A 16,284-nucleotide genomic window follows, 5' to 3' on the forward strand; every position below is an offset into this window, starting at 1 on the left:
ACCATGCAGGTCAACCACAGGTCACCGATGAAACTCTTCGTTCTCGCTCTTACGGTTCTGATGGCGCCGGCCCTTTCGACCGCGGCGTTGGCTCAGCAGCCTGCGGCCAAGCCGGCAAAGGCCCGCGGTGGCGCGCCTGGCTCGCCCTTCGGCGGCATGGGCGGCGACAGCAAGGAGCCGATCAAGATCGACGCCAACAAGCTCGACGTGCTCGACAAGGACAATAAGGCGGTCTTCTCCGGCAATGTCGTCGCCGTGCAGGGCGAGACGACCGTGCGCTGCTCGGTGATGACGGTGTTCTATGAGGGCCGTAGCCAGGGCGGCGCGCCGAGGCCGGCGCAGCCTGCTGCGCAGAGCCAGGGCCAAGGCAATGACGGCGCGATCAAGCGGATCGAATGCTCCGGCCCGGTGACCGTGGTCTCGAAGACCCAGGCTGCGACCTCGGACAACGCGGTCTTCGACCGTGCCAACAACAAGGTCATCATGACCGGCAATGTCGCGCTGAACGACGGCCCGAACATCACGCGCGGCGACCAGCTCGTCTACGATACCCAGACCGGCGTCGCCAACGTGACCTCGAAGGGACGCGTCCAAGGCTACTTCGTGCCCAACTCGGGCGATGAAGGCAAAGACAAGAAGGACAACAAGGCAGGCGGCAGGCCGGCTGCCACGCCGACCAACTGATCTTCCCGTGCGGCAGGGGCGGCTGCAAGAAGGCGTTGCCAGCCCGGCATGCCTCGCATACCAGAGCGGACCGATGTCGAACGCCAGCAGCTCGCGCTTTCTCCTGTGACCATATCCATCTCTCCTCCCCCCGAGGCTGCCCAGCAGGCGCAGCCCCAACCGGCGCGGCCGGCCAAGGCGCCGGCGGCGCGTCCCAGCCTGTTCGCCAGGCTCTTCGGTCGGGCCAAGGACGGGCCGGCGGCGGAGGACGACGTGCAGCCCGGCCGCATCGCGAGCGCGGTCGGCGGGGCCGGCATCCTCGCCGTCAGCGGCCTGCGCAAGACCTATGGCGCCCGCAACGTCGTGAGCGAGGCCTCGCTTTACGTCCGCAACGGCGAGGCGGTCGGCCTGCTCGGCCCGAACGGCGCCGGCAAGACCACGATCTTCTACATGATCACCGGCCTGGTCAGCGCCGACATGGGCGTGATCTCGCTCGAAGGCAACGACATCACCAATCTGCCAATGTACCAGCGCGCCCGGCTCGGCATCGGCTATCTGCCGCAGGAAGCCTCGATCTTCCGCGGCCTCTCGGTCGAGGACAATATCCGGGCCGTGCTGGAAGTCGTCGAGCCAAACCGCAAGAAGCGCGAGCGCGAGCTCGACAAGCTGCTCGACGAGTTCAAGATCACCCGACTGCGCAAGGCTCCGTCGATCGCGCTTTCGGGCGGCGAGCGTCGTCGTTGCGAGATCGCCCGGGCGCTCGCCGGGCGGCCCTCCTTCATTCTGCTCGACGAGCCCTTCGCCGGCATTGACCCGATCGCGGTCGGCGACATCCAGGAACTGGTCCGGCAATTGACCGATCGCGGCATCGGCGTGCTGATCACCGACCATAATGTCCGCGAGACGCTTGGTCTGGTCGATCGCGCCTACATCATCCATTCTGGCCGCGTGCTGACCGAAGGCTCGCCGGCCGAGATTATCGCCAATGCCGATGTCCGCCGCGTCTATCTGGGCGAGGATTTCCGCCTTTGATGCGGCTGGCGTTTCGGCGACCTCGCCCGGCGATATTGCAGTGCATTAACTTCCCGGCGCAAAAGCCCGCCCAAGGCTTTGACGCGGTCGCAGTCGGCAGCTAGTCTGTTCCACAGGCAAGAACCGTGCCGAGTTGCCGCAGGCGAAGGAGTCGGGATCGCGATGGCGATGATGCCACGCATGGAGCTGCGCCAGGGCCAGTCCCTGGTGATGACGCCGCAATTGCTGCAGGCGATCAAGCTGCTCCAGCTCTCCCACCTGGAACTTCAGAGCTTTGTCGAAGGCGAGCTGGAGCGCAACCCATTGCTCGAGCGCGGCGACGAGGCTGCGGAGCCGGCCATCGCCAATGGCGCCGGCGAAAGCGCGCATGCGGCCGATGCGGAAACCTACGCTCGTGCCGAGAGCTTGAACACCCAGGAAGGCATCGAGGGCAGACTCGGTACCGGGCTCGACAACGTCTTCCAGAACGAACAGCCCAAGGCGGCCCGGCTGGAGACGCAAGGAACGGACAGTCTGCCGATCATCGGCGGCGCCTATGGCGGCTCCGGCGGCTCCTTCGAGGAGGGACCCGACAGCTTCGAGAACGGCCTGACCAGCGAGCTCTCACTGCACGAGCATCTCGGCGCCCAGCTTGACCTCGCCGTGACCGCGCCGGCCGACCGCCTGATCGGTAGCCACATCATCGACGGCGTCGACGATTCCGGTTATCTGACCGAGTCGCTGGCCGATATCGCGGAGCGTCTCGGCGTCGATCTCAAGCGCGTTGAGCAGGTCCTCGCCATCGTCCAGGGATTCGATCCCAGCGGCGTCGCTGCCCGCGATGTCAGCGAGTGCCTGGCGATCCAGCTGCGCGACCGCAACCGTTTTGACCCGGCCATGCAGGCCCTCGTCGCCAATCTGCCGCTCCTTGCCAGGCGTGACTTCGCCGCGCTCAAGCGCATCTGCGGCGTCGACGACGAGGATATCGCCGATATGGTCGCCGAAATCCGGCGGCTCGACCCCAAGCCCGGGCGCGCCTTTGGTGGCTCGGCAACCGAGACGGTGGTGCCTGACGTCTTCATCCGCACCGCGCCGGACGGCTCCTGGCTGGTCGACCTCAACCCTGACACCTTGCCGCGTGTGCTGGTCAACCAGACCTATCATGCCCGCGTCTCCAGGGCGGCGCGCAGCGACACCGAGAAGGCCTTCATCGCCGAATGCCTGCAGACGGCGAACTGGCTGACGCGCTCGCTCGAGCAGCGCGCCCGCACCATCCTCAAGGTCGCCAGCGAGATCGTACGCCAGCAGGACGGCTTCTTCGCCCATGGTGTCGAGCATTTGCGCCCGCTCAACCTCAAGACCGTTGCCGATGCGATCAGCATGCACGAATCGACGGTTTCGCGCGTCACCTCGAACAAGTATCTCGCCTGCTCACGCGGGGTCTTTGAGATGAAATACTTCTTTTCCGCCGCGATCGCGGCGACCGGTTATGGCGAGGCGCATTCGGCCGAGGCCGTACGGCATCGCATCAAGCAGATGATCGACGAGGAGCCGCCGCGGGACGTGCTTTCGGACGACGCCATCGTCTCCAGGCTGAAGGAGAGCGGCATCGATATCGCACGCCGTACCGTGGCGAAGTATCGGGAATCGCTGCGCATTCCCTCCTCGATGGAGCGCCGCCGCGAGAAGGCGGCGATGGCGCTGGCGGGACGCTGAGAGGCGAACTCTTCCACGCCTGGCGTGCGGTGCAGCGCAAATCGTCTTCTGTTCCATGAGATGCTCGCAGGCTTGCCCTGCCGACCGTGCAACTGAGCGAGACCGCGCATTGACAACCCCATGAGGCCGTCCTTACCTCCTGAGGATGGTCGGCTACTGACCATGGCGACAAGAAGGGGAAGCACTCCATGAGCTTGCGAATCTCCGGCAAGAATCTCGATGTCGGCGAGGCCCTCCGTGGTCAGGCCGAGGCCAGGGTCGCCGCAGCGTTGGGCAAGTATTATGAGGGCGGCTATCAGGGCCACGTCACCGTCGGCAAGGATGGGACCGCCTTCAAGACCGACGGTGTCCTGCATCTGTCTTCCGGTATCACCCTCGAAGCATCGGCCACTGCGCATGATCCTTATGCCAGCCTCGACAAGATGGCCGAGCGTATCGAGAAGCGGCTGCGCCGCTACAAGCGGCGGCTGAAGGATCGCGCCGCTGCCGCCAATGGTCGTGAGCCGGCCTTGGAAATCCCCAGCTATGTGATCGCCGCTCCCGATGAGGATATCGAGGAACACGAGGCCGATTACGCTGGTGAGAACCCGGTGATCGTGGCCGAATCCACCAAGTCCCTGCACCAGATGACGGTAAGCGACGCGGTCGCCGAGCTCGATCTGACCGGCGCGCCTGTGGTTATCTTCCGCCATGCTGGCAATGGCCGCATGAACGTCGTATACCGCCGCCGCGACGGCAATATCGGCTGGATCGATCCGCCGGCTTCTCTTTCTTGAAGTCCCGCCGCTGATGGAATTCGGGTGCCGACCGGGATGCCGGTGGCGCCCACTTTCCGGCACGGGACATGCATGGATTGGCCTATGACGCTGACCGATCTTCTCCGGCCCGATGCGGTGATCTCGCCGCTGCGCGCCAACAGCAAGAAGCAGGCCCTGCAGGAGCTGGCGCAGCACGCTGCCTTGCTCACCGGTCTGCCCGAGCGCGAACTGTTCGAAGCCTTGCTCCAGCGCGAGCGTCTGGGCTCGACCGGCATCGGCGACGGCATCGCGATCCCGCATGGGCGCATGGCCGGCATCGACCGTCTTGTCGGCCTGTTCGCCCGCGCCGAGAAGGCGATCGATTTCGAGGCGCTGGACGGCCAGCCGGTTGACATCATCTTCGTGCTGATCGCGCCGGAGGGGGCGGGAGCCGATCATCTCAAGGCCCTGGCCCGCGTCGCCCGCGTGCTGCGCAACCAGGCGGTGCTGGAGCAGGTGCGCCACGCGCATGACCCGGCCGCCATTTACGCCATCCTGGCGGAGACCGCCGCCAAGGCGGCCTGACGGCAGGCCGCACGAGGCAGCTGCTTCCTTTGAATGATGACAGTCTAGGCTTGGAGGCCTTGCCCCGAGCGGCTATGACGCGGCCGAAGCTGTGAGGCGCCGTGCGCGGCGCCGCCGAACCGCGGAGCGCCGCCGATGGCCTATACCCATGTCGATCTTTTCCCCCTCGGCGAGGACAAGACGCCCTACCGCTCGCTCGGTAACGAAGGCGTCACCGTCGAGACGGTCGGCGGTCGCGAGGTCCTGAGCGTCTCGCGCGAGGCGATCAAGCGGCTGTCCGAGCAGGCCTTCATCGACATCAACCATCTGCTGCGCCCGGGCCATCTCGCCCAGCTCGCCAAGATTCTCGACGATCCCGAGGCGACCGGGAACGACCGCTTCGTCGCCTATGACCTGCTCAAGAACGCCAATATCGCCGCCGGCGGCGTGCTGCCGATGTGCCAGGACACGGGCACCGCGATCATCATGGGCAAGAAGGGTCGCAAGGTCTGGACGGACGGCGACGACGAGGCGGCGCTCGGCGAGGGCGTCTACGACGCCTATCTCAAGCGCAATCTGCGCTATTCGCAGGTCGCTCCGCTCTCCATGTTCGAGGAGAAGAACACCGCGACCAACCTGCCGGCGCAGATCGACATCTATGCCGAGGGTGAGGACGCCTACAAATTCCTCTTCGTCGCCAAGGGCGGCGGCTCGGCCAACAAGACCTTCCTCTTTCAGGCGACGCCCTCGCTCCTGACCAAGGAGCGGATGATGGCGTTCCTGAAGGAGAAGATCCTGACGCTCGGCACCGCCGCCTGTCCGCCCTATCACCTCGCCATCGTCATCGGCGGCACCTCGGCCGAGCAGAACCTCAAGACCGTCAAGCTCGCCTCGACCAAATATCTCGACGCGCTGCCGACGAAAGGTTCGCCCTCCGGCCATGCCTTCCGCGACATCGATATGGAGGAGGAGGTCCACAAGCTGACGCAGGCGCTCGGCGTCGGCGCGCAGTTCGGCGGCAAGTATTTCTGCCATGACGTACGCGTCATCCGCCTGCCGCGCCATGGCGCCTCGCTGCCGATCGGGCTCGGCGTCTCCTGCTCGGCCGACCGCCAGGCCAAGGGCAAGATCACCAGGGATGGCATCTTCCTGGAGGCGCTGGAGACCGATCCGTCGAAGTACCTGCCGGAGATCGACGAGGCCAAGCTCGGCGGCGACGTCGTCAAGGTCGATCTCAACCGGCCGATGGCTGAGATTCTCGCCACATTGACGCAATACCCGGTAAAGACCCGGCTCTCGCTGACCGGAACGATCATCGTCGCGCGCGACTCGGCCCATGCCAAGATCCGCGAGCGGCTGGAGAACGGCCAGGGCATGCCGGACTATTTGAAGAACCACCCGGTCTACTACGCCGGCCCGGCCAAGACGCCGGAGGGTTTCGCCTCCGGCTCCTTCGGCCCGACCACGGCCGGCCGGATGGATTCGTTCGTCGACCAGTTCCAGTCCTTCGGCGGCTCGATGGTGATGCTCGCCAAGGGCAACCGCTCGGCCCAGGTGCGCGAGGCCTGCAAGGCTCATGGCGGCTTCTATCTCGGCTCGATCGGCGGCCCGGCGGCGCGCCTCGCCCAGGACTGTATCCGCAAGGTCGAGGTGCTCGAATATCCCGAGCTCGGCATGGAGGCGGTCTGGCGCATCGAGGTCGAGGATTTCCCCGCCTTCATCGTCATCGACGACAAGGGCAACGACTTCTTCAAGGAGCTGAACCTCGGATGATCCTTCGTGCCGCTGCCGCCGTCCTGCTGACACTGGTTCCGACTTTCGCATCGGCACAGCCGCGCCCCGTTCCGGCGACGTGCACGCGCGACCTGTTCCAGAACGAGGCGGCGATGCGCCAGCGGCAGTACAAGATGCAGCAGGTCGCCACGGCCGACCAGGCGACGCAATGCGCCGCCTGGCGCGACCACGTGACCTTCATGCAGAAGGCGCGCTCCGTTTTCGCCACCTGCCAGACCGGCCGGCAGCGTGAGGAGAACGTCGCCCAGATGGACCAGTCGCTGGCCGACTACCGCATGCTGCTCGCCAATCGCTGCGGGCAGCGCTAGACAGCTCGGGCCCTCCTGCGAAAGGCGATCGGATGACCGACCAGACTGAAAGCCCGCTCGGCATCGCCGTCGTGCCGGTGACGCCCTTCCAGCAGAATTGCTCGATCGTCTGGTGCACGCGCACCAAGGAAGCCGCGGTCGTCGATCCCGGCGGCGACGTCGAGCGCATCCGCGGCGCGCTGAAGGAGCTCGGCGTCACGCCGGTCGCGATCTGGCTGACCCATGGCCATATCGATCATGCCGGCGGTGCGACCGAGCTCGCCGGCGTCTTGAACCTGCCGATCATAGGCCCGCACGAGGCTGACAAGTTCCTGCTCGACGCCCTGCCGCAGCAGGGGCTGATGTTCGAGATGCGCGGCGTGCAGGCGGTGACGCCGACGCGCTGGCTCACTGAAGGCGACATCGTCTCGGTCGGCGATATCGAATTCTCGGTCCAGCATGTGCCGGGCCATACGCCCGGCCATGTCACGCTGTTCCAGAAGGATCTGCGGTTCCTGCTCGCCGGCGACACCGTCTTCGCCGGCTCGGTTGGCCGCACCGACTTCCCCTATGGCAACCACAAAGAGCTGATCGGAGCGATCAAGGGCAAGCTGCTGCCGCTCGGCGACGACGTCCAGTTCCTGCCCGGCCACGGTCCGGCCAGCACGCTGGGCGACGAGCGGAAGGCCAATCCGTTCCTGCAGGGATGACAGGAGGCCGTCATTCTCGGGCGGAGCGAAGCGCGGACCCGAGCATCTCAGGCCGGAGGAGGCGCTGGAGCCTCCTCCGGCCTGAGATGCGCGGGGCGAGCCCGAGTATGACGTGTTCCAGAAACGCCAACGGCCATGTCCGGAAGGGCGCGCGTACATCCGGCGTCGCTACCTTCGGGCTCATGGCCGTCTTCAACGGGACGGAGGACAGTGGAACGCCCTCGACATCCGCGTGGCTCGTATATGGGAATGCTGTCCTGCCCTTGCAAGAGGAGAGGACGTGAAAGTCGGAATGCCTCGATAAGCGGCTGATCGCATTGCCGGTTTCGTTTCCCATGCGATAGTCGCCGATATGTGGGAGATTCTGTCCGCCTATTGGCCGCATATCCTCGGTTTTGCCTCACTGGCGCTGACCGTGGTCGCCGCCAGCCATGCCGCGATGACCAAGGACGAGGTCCGCGCCGCGATCGGCTGGGTCGGCGTGATCGTGCTTTCGCCGATCATCGGGCCGCTGGTCTATGCGGTCGGCGGCATCAACCGCATCCGCCGCGCCTCGATCGTCTCGCAGCGCCGGCAGACGCTCGCTTATCCACTGGCTCAGGCATTCGAGGTCTCGGATGCCGAGGTCGCCGGCGATGTCGGGCGTCGGTTCGCCGCGCTGAAGACCCTCGGCGACAAGGCGACGCGCCGCCATCTCAAGACCGGCAATGCCATCGCGGTGCTCAGGACCGGCGACGAGGCCTATGCCGCGATGATCGCGGCGATTGCGGCGGCCGAGCGCTCGGTCATTCTCGAAACCTACATTTTCGACCGCGATCCGCTCGGCCTGCGCATCGCCGACGTGCTGATCGCGGCTCACGGGCGCGGCGTGGCGGTGCGCGTGCTGATCGATGCCGTCGGCGCGCGCTATTCGGTGCCGAGCATCGTCGGCTACCTGCAGAAGGGCGGCGTGCCGGTCGACGTCTTCAACGGCAACATCATCATCGGCCTGAGGTTGCCCTATGCGAACCTGCGCACGCACCGCAAGCTGCTGATTGCCGATGGGCGGGTCGCCTTCGCCGGCGGCATGAATATCCGCCGGGGCTTCACCACCGAATTCGCCGGCACTGCCGCCGCGCACGACACCCATTTCCGCGTCGAGGGCCCGGTCGTCGAGGATCTGTTCGCCGTCGCGGCCGAGGATTGGCGCTTCGCTTCGGGTGAGGAGCTCGCCGGAGATGCCTGGGCGGTCACGCCTCAGGTTGCGACTCAAGGCCCGACCGTGCTGATGCGTGCCGTGGCGTCTGGGCCCGATGCCAGCCTGGAGACCAATCACAAGCTGCTGATCGGCGCCTTCTCGGTGGCGCGAACCTCGATCCGGATCATGTCGCCCTATTTCTTGCCGGATCGCGAACTGATCAGCGCGCTGGTCACGGCGGCGCGCCGCGGCGTCGCCGTCGACATCGTCGTGCCCGACGTCAACAACCTCGTCCTGGTCGACCGCGCCATGGGGGCGCAGTTCGACCAGGTGCTGAAGGATGGCTGCCGGATCTGGCGCGCCACCGGTTCCTTCGACCATTCCAAGCTGCTCGCGATCGATGGGAGCTGGGCCTATGTCGGCTCGTCCAACCTCGATGCGCGCTCGCTCAGGCTGAATTTCGAGATCGATCTCGAAGTGCTCGACGAAAGCTTCGCCCGCGGCATCGAGGAGCGCATCGACGCCGCGATCGCAAGGTCGCGCCCGGTCACGCTGAAGGAGCTGCGGGCACGGCCCTTCCCCTTGCGCCTACTCGACCGGATGCTCTGGCTCTGCTCGCCCTATTTGTGAGGGCTGGCGTCGCCTTCGTCAGAACGCGTGTCGTCCCGGGCGACCGAAGGGAGACCCGGGACCCATTCTGGAACCTTTCCGATAGAGGTTCAGGCATGGCTCCCGGATGTTGACGGCGCCAAGCCTCAGGCGTCGAACACGCCCTTCAAAAAGTCCTGCTTGCCGATCTGGAAGCCGTTCTCGCGCAGGATGTCGTAGGCCGTCGTGGCGTGGAAATAGAAGTTCGGCACGGCGAAGCGGGTCAGGTAGTCGGCGCCCTTCATCGTCACGGTCGCCGAGGGGCCGCGCGGGAAGGTCACGTCCTTGTCGAGCCCGGCATCGAGCGCCGCCTTGTCGACCGAGGCGATGAAGTCGAGGGTTTTCGCGATGCGCGCCTTCAGCTCCTCGAAGCTCTTCTCCTCGTCGGGAAAGCGCGGGTTCTCGGCTCCGCTGACCCGGGCCGCGGCGTTCTTGGCGAAGTCCGACATCAGCTGGATCTGCCGGGTGAAGGACAGCATGTCCGGCGCGAGGCGGCTCGCCAACAGCACTTCCGCCTGGATTTTGCGCTCTGACGCCTCGGCTCCCGCCTTGTCGAGGATGGCGTCGAGCGCCTTCAGGGTCTGGATGAAACCGGGGAAGACGGCGTCATAGGCGGAAAGCGGCATCGCGGGACCTCATCAACGAAAACGGGCCCGGAAAGGGCCCGCTGCGTTCGTCGATATTAAGGCTTTTGCTGCCGATGTCAGCGGGCGCCGCGATCAGTCCTTGGCGCGCTCGACATAGGAGCCGTCGGCGGTCATCACCACGATGCGGGTGCCGACGCCGATATGCGGCGGCACTGCGCTGCGCACGCCGTTGGAGAGGATCGCCGGCTTGTAGGAGGAGGAGGCCGTCTGGCCCTTGGTCACCGGCTCGGTCTCGGCGACTTCGAGGGTGACGCGCTGGGGCAGCTCGATCGCGACGGCCCGGTCCTCGAACACCGAGAGGGTGACCTTCATGCCTTCCTGGAGATAGGGCGCCATGTCGCCGACCACGTCGCCATCGACCGGGAGCTGGTCGTAGGTCTCGGGGTTCATGAAGACGTACTGCCCGCCGTCCTGATAGAGATAGGTGAAGTCGCGATCCTCGACATAGGCGCGCTCGACCTGCTCGGTCGTCTTGTAGCGCTGCGTGACCTTCACGCCGTCGGCGATGCGGCGCATGTCGATCTGCGTCGTCGGCGTGCCCTTGCCCGGGAAGAAGCTCTCGGCCGAAAGCACCGAGCAGAGATGCCCGTCGACTTCGAGGACGTTGCCCTTGCGGACGGAAGAGGCGATGACCTTGACCACGTGATGTTTCCTTGGCTGGCGCGGGCGCTGTCCGCGCGCTATGCGAAATCCTGTGCCGCGCCACTACCGCATTCGGGGCGCAAACGGAAGCGCGCAGGCCGGTTTGCGTGGCTTTCGCTATAGAGAGATATGATGAGCCAGACCCACCCGCCTTTCTGGCGGCCGGACATCCACGCCGACCGGCGCCCCATGCTTCTTGCCCGTAACCGGATCAAGGCGGCGCTGCGGCGCTGGTTCGAGGCGCGCGACTTCATCGAAGTCGAGGCGGCGATCCTGCAAATATCGCCCGGCAACGAGACGCATCTGCACGGCTTTGCCACCACCCTGGTCGACGATGCCGGCGCCGGCCACCCTTATTACCTGCATACTTCGCCGGAATTCGCGGCCAAGAAGCTGCTGGCGGCCGGCGAGCCGCGCCTCTTTGATTTCGCCCGCGTCTTCCGCAATCGCGAGCGCACGGCGCTGCATCATCCCGAGTTCACCATGTTGGAGTGGTATCGCGCCGGCGAGGATTACGAGGCGCTGATGCAGGACTGCGCGGCGCTGCTGGCGGAGGCCGCACGTGCTGCCGGGACGACCGTCCTTCGCTGGCGCGGCAATGAGGTCGATCCCTTCGCCGAGCCCGAGCGCGTGACCTTGCACGAGGCTTTCGCCCGCCATGCCGGCATCGACCTGATGATGACCATCGCCGCCGATGGCGCGACCGATCGCCAGGCGCTGGCCGCGCAGGCGCAGGCCGTCGGCATCCGTCTCGCCGGGGACGACAGCTGGTCCGACATCTTCAGCCGCGTCCTGTCCGAGAAGGTCGAGCCTGAGCTCGGCCGCGGCCGTGCCACCATCCTGTGCGAATACCCGATCTCGGAGGCGGCGCTGGCGCGGCCGAAGCCCGGCGATCCGCGCGTCGCCGAGCGTTTCGAGCTCTATGCCTGCGGCGTCGAGTTGGCGAATGCCTTCGGCGAGTTGACCGATCCGGCCGAGCAGCGCCGGCGCTTCGAGGCCGACATGGACGAGAAGCAGCGCATCTACGGCGAGCGCTATCCGGTCGACGAGGACTTTCTCGCCGCGCTCGTGGCGATGCCGCAGGCGTCGGGCATCGCGCTCGGCTTCGACCGGCTCGTCATGCTCGCCACCGGCGCACGCCGGATCGAGGATGTGCTCTGGACGCCGGTCGCGGAACCGGGCAGGGGAGGGCGATGACGATCCATCAGCCACCCGGCCAGCCGCTGAATACGGTCGACGCCCTCGTCGAGCGCGGCCTCGTCGCGCCCGAAAGTCGGGAGGCGCTGGGCGAAGTAGCCAAGCGCTATGCCGTCTCGGTAACGCCGGCGATCGCGGCATTGATCGATCCGGTCGACGAAGCCGATCCGATCGCCCGCCAGTTCGTTCCAACTCCGGCCGAGCTGACGACTTTGCCCGAGGAACTCGCCGATCCGATCGGCGACGAGGCGCATTCGCCGGTCGAAGGTGTCGTCCATCGCTATCCCGACCGGGCTTTGCTCAAGCTGGTCCATGCCTGCCCGGTCTATTGCCGCTTCTGCTTCCGCCGCGAGATGGTCGGCCCCGGCGGCGATGCCTTGACCGGTGACAAGCTCGAGGCCGCGCTCGCCTATCTCACCTCCCGTCCGGAGATCTGGGAGGTGATCATGACCGGCGGCGACCCGCTGATCCTCTCCGCCCGCCGCGTGCGCGAGGTCGCGAAGCGTCTTGCCGCGATCCGCCATATCAAGGTGGCGCGTTGGCATACGCGCGTGCCGATGGTCCAGCCCGAGCGCATCACCGAGGATTATGCCCGCGCGCTGCGCATTCCCGGCAAGGCGAGCTATATCGCCGTCCACGCCAATCATCCGCGCGAGTTCACGGTGGATTCGCAGGCGGCTCTGGCGCGTCTCGCCGACGCCGGCCATGTCCTGATCAGCCAGAGCGTGCTGCTCAAGGGCGTCAATGCCGATATCGAGACGCTGTCGGCGCTGATGCGGGCCTTCGTCGAGAACCGGGTGAAGCCGTATTACCTGCACCATCCGGATCTCGCGCCGGGGACCTCGCATTTCCGGCTCTCGCTGGCGGAAGGGCAGGCGCTCGTCAAAAGCCTGCGCGGCAATCTTTCCGGCCTTTGCCAGCCGACCTATATCCTCGACATCCCCGGCGGGGCCGGCAAGATCCCGGTCGGACCCGCCTTCCTTTCGGGCTGCGAGACGCCCGGCGCGCAAGGCTTCGCGGAGGATCGCCATGGCGATCTCCACGCCTATCCGCCGGTCTGACACTGCCCCGCCGCGGCGCTCCGCGAAGGATCAAAGACCATGCTGACCCCCTCCGCGCCCGACAAGCTGCCGCTCGCGATCGTTTCCGACATCGCCTGCCCCTGGTGCTTCATCGGCAAGACCCGGCTCGAGACCGCGCTCGCCAACCATAATCTGACCGAGCGCGTCGCCATCACCTGGCTGCCCTATGAGCTCAATCCGGAGATGCCGGCCGACGGCATGGACCGCACCGCCTATCTCGACGCCAAGTTCGGGCCGGGCAAGCGCCGCGAGATCGAACTGCGCCTGTCCGAGGCTGCGTTGGAGAGCGGCGTCACCTTCAACTGGGCTAAGGTGACGAAGAGCGTCAACACCCGCATGGCGCATATGCTCGTCGCCGCCGCAGCGACCGTGCAGCGTGGCGGCGAGATGACCGCGGCGCTGTTCAAGGCCTATTGGCAGGATGGGCGCGATATAGGCGACCTTGAGACGCTGGTCGCGATCGCCGGCGAGCAGGGCTTCGACGAGCAGGCGGCGCGCGACGAGCTCGCCAATGACGAATTGCGCGAGACCATCATCGGGCTGGAAGCCCATGCCCAGAAGGTCGGCGTCACCGGCGTGCCCTTCTTCATCGTCGACGGCAAGCTCGCCGTCTCCGGCGCCCAGCCGCCGGAAGTCTGGACCCAGGTGTTCGCGCAGGTACTGGCGGGTCGGCAACAGGGCGACGAGGATGAGTGAGGCGTGCCGCTGTGCATCCGCTGTGGGATCGAAAAAGGGATCTGTCTCAAAAATGAGATAATCCTTGCGCCGCAGCTCGAATTGTGTCTTTCACCAAGGAGCAGGTGGAGGGCAGAGCGATGACGCAGAAGATCAACGATCTCCGGGACCGCATGATCGTTGCGCTCGACGTGCCGACCGTCTGGGACGCCTATCGCATCGTCTCGACGCTGGGCGACGGCGCGAGCTTCTACAAGATCGGCTATCGGCTCGCCTTTGCCGGCGGGCTCGATCTGGCCCGCCAGCTCGTGACCGAGGGCAAGAAGGTCTTTCTCGATCTCAAGCTGCACGACATCGGTAACACCGTCACCGAGGGCGTGGAATCGCTGACCAAGCTCGGCGTCACCTTCCTCACCGTGCACGCCTACCCGCAGACCATGCGCGGCGCGGTTGAGGGCCGCGGTGACGCCGCGCTGAGGCTGCTCGCCGTCACCGCTTTGACCTCCTACGACGATGGCGACCTCAAGGATGCCGGCTACGGCCTCGCCGTGCGCGATCTCGTCCGCATGCGCGCCCAGCAGGCCCGCAGCGCCGGCGTCGACGGCATCGTCTGCTCTGCCGCCGAGACCGAGATCGTCCGCGACGTGATCGGTCCGGACATGGCGATCGTCACTCCCGGCATCCGCCCGGCCGGCAGCGCCGTCGGCGACCAGAAGCGCACGCTGACGCCGGCCGAGGCGATCCGCGCCGGCGCCGACCACCTCGTCGTCGGGCGTCCCATCATCCGCGCGGCAGACCCGCGTGCAGCGGCGGCGGCGGTCATGGACGAGATCGCAAGCGCCGCTTAGATCATCGCGCGTCCGAAGGGACGCGGTCACGATGATCTATCATAGTGTTATCGCATCGGAGTCTTCCGAAAAGTGGGGTCCACTTTTCGGTCCGATGCGATAGTCTCCCGCCTCCTTTCCATCGGATACGGACACGGCAAATGCCCAAGGGATATGTGATCGGTCGCGCCAAGGTGACCAATGCGACGCAATGGGCGGTCTACGCCGCGAAAGCCTCCGAGGCGATCAAGCAATATGGCGGCACGCCTCTGGTGCGCGGCGGCCAGATGACGGTCGGCGAGGGCGTGGGCGTGGCCCGCAATGTCGTCCTCGAATTCCCCGACTACGCCACGGCCAAGGCCTATCTGTTCTCGGCCGAATATGCCGAGGCGCGTAAATTGCGCGAAGGCGCCGGCGAGATCGACCTGATCGCGGTCGAGGGGGCCTGAGCATGGCGAAAGGCTACTGGATCGCCCGGCTCGACGTGCAGAGCGAGTCGGAATATGCCACCTACCGCTCGCTCAACGCCATCGCCTTCGCCAAATACGGCGCGAAGTTCCTTGTCCGCGGCGGCGAGTACAAGCTCGCCCGCGGCGAGGGCCGCAAGCACAATGTCGTTATCGAGTTCAAGGACATCGAGACGGCGCGCGCCTGTTACGACTCGCCGGAATACCAGGCGGCGGTGCAGCATCTCGCCAAGGTAGGCCCGGTCGATCTCGTCATCATCGAAGGCTATGAGGGCGCGCAGCCGGGCGATTGAGTCCGGTCCGCGCATTCAAACCCTCTAGTCGTCCCGGGCGACCGGAGGGAGACCCGGGACCCATTCCGGAACCTCTATCGGAAAGGCTCCGGAATGGATCCCGGATCGGCGCGGCTTCGCCGCTTGTCCAGGATGACACGCGTTGAGGATTGATCTTCAGCTCTCGAACGCGTCCGGAGCCGGCTCGGTAGCGGCTCAGGGCGAGATTAGCCAGATCGCTAGCGGGAAGGTGAGCGCCGCAGCGGCGGTCGAGATCACGATCGCCGCCGCGATCGGGCGGCTGCCGGTGTCGAAGCGTTCGGCAATGACGAAGACATTGGCCGCGATCGGCAGCGCCGCATAGAGCACGCCGGCCTGGACCCAGAACGGATCGAGCTTCAGGACCAGCGCCAGCACGACCCAGGTCAGTAGGGGGTGCAGGATGAGCTTGCCGGCGACCAGCGGCAGCACGCCGCGCAAAGGCAGCCTGCCCTGCCGGCTCCACTGGAAGGCGGCGATCCCCAGCGCGAAGACGCCGACCGGCGCGGCCGAGGCGCCGAGGAAGAGCAGAAAGCGGTCGAGCGGCTCAGGCAGCGCGACCCCGCTCAGCGACAGGCCGATGCCGGCCATGATCGAGAGCATGAACGGGTTGACGATCGTGCCGCGCACGAGCTTGACCGCGATCGCCAGTGGTGAGCCCTGGCCACGCCCAGCCTCGATCAATCCGATCGAGAGCGGCACGATCAGGGCGGTGTCGCAGATCAGGCCGATCGCGATCGGCGCCGCGGCGCTGTCGCCGAGGAAGGCGAGCATCAGCGGGAGGCCGAGAAAGGCGAAATTGCCGCCGACCAGGGTCTGCGCCCGCGACACGGCATTGGGGAAGGGCAGACCGAGCAGGCGTCGCTGCAGCAGGATCGCGAGTCCGAGCACCGCGACCCCGATCAGGGCGAGCGCCGCGAAGAAGATGCCGTTCCAGAGTTCAGCGATCGGCTGGCGCGACATCACCCGCAACACCATCGCCGGCGTCGCCACCATGAAGGCAAAGGTGTTGAACACCCTGACCGCATCGGCGCTGAACATTCCGCGCCAGGCGGTGAAGGCGCCGAGCGCGATCACCGCGAAGAAGGGCGTGCTGGTGGCGAGGAATTGCAGCATGAGGGGCACCGCG

18 protein-coding genes are annotated in these 16,284 nt (G+C 66.3%); 15 read left to right on the forward strand and 3 right to left on the reverse strand.

Going from position 1 to position 16,284, the window contains the following annotated elements; genetic code table 11:
* Positions 1-27: 27 nt before the first annotated feature.
* The 9 genes from ACFPOB_RS11800 to ACFPOB_RS11840 all read left to right on the forward strand — a co-directional run bounded on the left by ACFPOB_RS11800 (position 28) and on the right by ACFPOB_RS11840 (position 9,289).
* On the forward strand, positions 28-684 hold the full coding sequence (locus tag ACFPOB_RS11800) for an LptA/OstA family protein (RefSeq protein ID WP_377798517.1): 657 nt from the start codon (positions 28-30) through the stop codon (positions 682-684).
* A 105-nt stretch (positions 685-789) separates the two neighbouring features.
* On the forward strand, positions 790-1,695 hold the full coding sequence (gene lptB, locus ACFPOB_RS11805) for an LPS export ABC transporter ATP-binding protein (protein WP_377798519.1): 906 nt from the start codon (positions 790-792) through the stop codon (positions 1,693-1,695).
* Between the two features lie 162 nt (positions 1,696-1,857).
* A complete protein-coding gene (gene rpoN, locus ACFPOB_RS11810; protein ID WP_377798521.1) occupies positions 1,858-3,390 on the forward strand; it encodes an RNA polymerase factor sigma-54 in 1,533 nt (510 codons plus the stop codon).
* Positions 3,391-3,578: 188 nt separating this feature from the next.
* Positions 3,579-4,166 carry a ribosome hibernation-promoting factor, HPF/YfiA family gene (hpf, locus tag ACFPOB_RS11815; RefSeq protein WP_377005780.1) on the forward strand — a complete coding sequence of 196 codons (588 nt, stop codon included), beginning with the start codon at positions 3,579-3,581 and terminating at the stop codon, positions 4,164-4,166.
* Between the two features lie 84 nt (positions 4,167-4,250).
* On the forward strand, positions 4,251-4,712 hold the full coding sequence (ptsN, locus tag ACFPOB_RS11820) for a PTS IIA-like nitrogen regulatory protein PtsN (protein ID WP_091833628.1): 462 nt from the start codon (positions 4,251-4,253) through the stop codon (positions 4,710-4,712).
* Between the two features lie 135 nt (positions 4,713-4,847).
* On the forward strand, positions 4,848-6,464 hold the full coding sequence (locus ACFPOB_RS11825; RefSeq protein ID WP_377798522.1) for a fumarate hydratase: 1,617 nt from the start codon (positions 4,848-4,850) through the stop codon (positions 6,462-6,464).
* Positions 6,461-6,793 (forward strand): hypothetical protein, encoded by a 333-nt coding sequence (locus ACFPOB_RS11830; protein WP_377798524.1) that lies wholly within the window; start codon positions 6,461-6,463, stop codon positions 6,791-6,793. The genes ACFPOB_RS11825 and ACFPOB_RS11830 overlap by 4 nt, the downstream gene beginning before the upstream one ends.
* Positions 6,794-6,825: 32 nt before the next feature.
* The gene (locus ACFPOB_RS11835; RefSeq protein WP_377798526.1) at positions 6,826-7,482 is read left to right on the forward strand and encodes an MBL fold metallo-hydrolase; all 657 of its coding nucleotides are present in this window, start codon (positions 6,826-6,828) and stop codon (positions 7,480-7,482) included.
* Positions 7,483-7,834: 352 nt separating this feature from the next.
* Entirely contained in the window at positions 7,835-9,289 is a 1,455-nt protein-coding gene (locus tag ACFPOB_RS11840; RefSeq protein ID WP_377798528.1) for a phospholipase D-like domain-containing protein, read from the forward strand.
* Positions 9,290-9,414: 125 nt separating this feature from the next.
* Here the strand turns inward: ACFPOB_RS11840 and ACFPOB_RS11845 are convergent, their stop codons facing one another.
* Together ACFPOB_RS11845 and efp are read right to left on the reverse strand one after the other, a co-directional pair.
* Complete coding sequence (locus ACFPOB_RS11845) at positions 9,415-9,933, reverse strand: DUF1993 domain-containing protein (RefSeq protein ID WP_377798530.1); 519 nt, start codon at positions 9,931-9,933, stop codon at positions 9,415-9,417.
* Between the two features lie 93 nt (positions 9,934-10,026).
* Complete coding sequence (gene efp / locus ACFPOB_RS11850) at positions 10,027-10,596, reverse strand: elongation factor P (protein ID WP_377798532.1); 570 nt, start codon at positions 10,594-10,596, stop codon at positions 10,027-10,029.
* Between the two features lie 132 nt (positions 10,597-10,728).
* On the opposite strand from efp, the gene epmA reads away from it, so the two are divergent.
* The 6 genes from epmA to ACFPOB_RS11880 all read left to right on the forward strand — a co-directional run bounded on the left by epmA (position 10,729) and on the right by ACFPOB_RS11880 (position 15,137).
* Complete coding sequence (epmA, locus tag ACFPOB_RS11855; RefSeq protein WP_377798534.1) at positions 10,729-11,793, forward strand: EF-P lysine aminoacylase EpmA; 1,065 nt, start codon at positions 10,729-10,731, stop codon at positions 11,791-11,793.
* Positions 11,790-12,854: a lysine-2,3-aminomutase-like protein gene (locus ACFPOB_RS11860; RefSeq protein WP_377798536.1), complete on the forward strand. Its 1,065-nt coding sequence runs from the start codon at positions 11,790-11,792 to the stop codon at positions 12,852-12,854. Before epmA ends, ACFPOB_RS11860 begins: the two co-directional genes overlap by 4 nt.
* A 39-nt stretch (positions 12,855-12,893) precedes the next feature.
* On the forward strand, positions 12,894-13,571 hold the full coding sequence (locus tag ACFPOB_RS11865; RefSeq protein WP_377798538.1) for a DsbA family oxidoreductase: 678 nt from the start codon (positions 12,894-12,896) through the stop codon (positions 13,569-13,571).
* A 119-nt stretch (positions 13,572-13,690) separates the two neighbouring features.
* Positions 13,691-14,398: an orotidine-5'-phosphate decarboxylase gene (gene pyrF / locus ACFPOB_RS11870; protein ID WP_377798540.1), complete on the forward strand. Its 708-nt coding sequence runs from the start codon at positions 13,691-13,693 to the stop codon at positions 14,396-14,398.
* Between the two features lie 140 nt (positions 14,399-14,538).
* Positions 14,539-14,826 carry a DUF1330 domain-containing protein gene (locus ACFPOB_RS11875; protein WP_092155005.1) on the forward strand — a complete coding sequence of 96 codons (288 nt, stop codon included), beginning with the start codon at positions 14,539-14,541 and terminating at the stop codon, positions 14,824-14,826.
* A 2-nt stretch (positions 14,827-14,828) separates the two neighbouring features.
* Positions 14,829-15,137 (forward strand): DUF1330 domain-containing protein, encoded by a 309-nt coding sequence (locus ACFPOB_RS11880; RefSeq protein ID WP_377798543.1) that lies wholly within the window; start codon positions 14,829-14,831, stop codon positions 15,135-15,137.
* Between the two features lie 195 nt (positions 15,138-15,332).
* Here ACFPOB_RS11880 and ACFPOB_RS11885 read toward each other — a convergent pair whose 3' ends face one another.
* Positions 15,333-16,271: an AEC family transporter gene (locus tag ACFPOB_RS11885; protein WP_377798545.1), complete on the reverse strand. Its 939-nt coding sequence runs from the start codon at positions 16,269-16,271 to the stop codon at positions 15,333-15,335.
* Between the last annotated feature and the right edge of the window lie 13 nt (positions 16,272-16,284).

It is taken from the genome of Allobosea eneae, from assembly GCF_042657265.1.
GTDB classification, from domain to species: domain Bacteria; phylum Pseudomonadota; class Alphaproteobacteria; order Rhizobiales; family Beijerinckiaceae; genus Allobosea; species Allobosea eneae.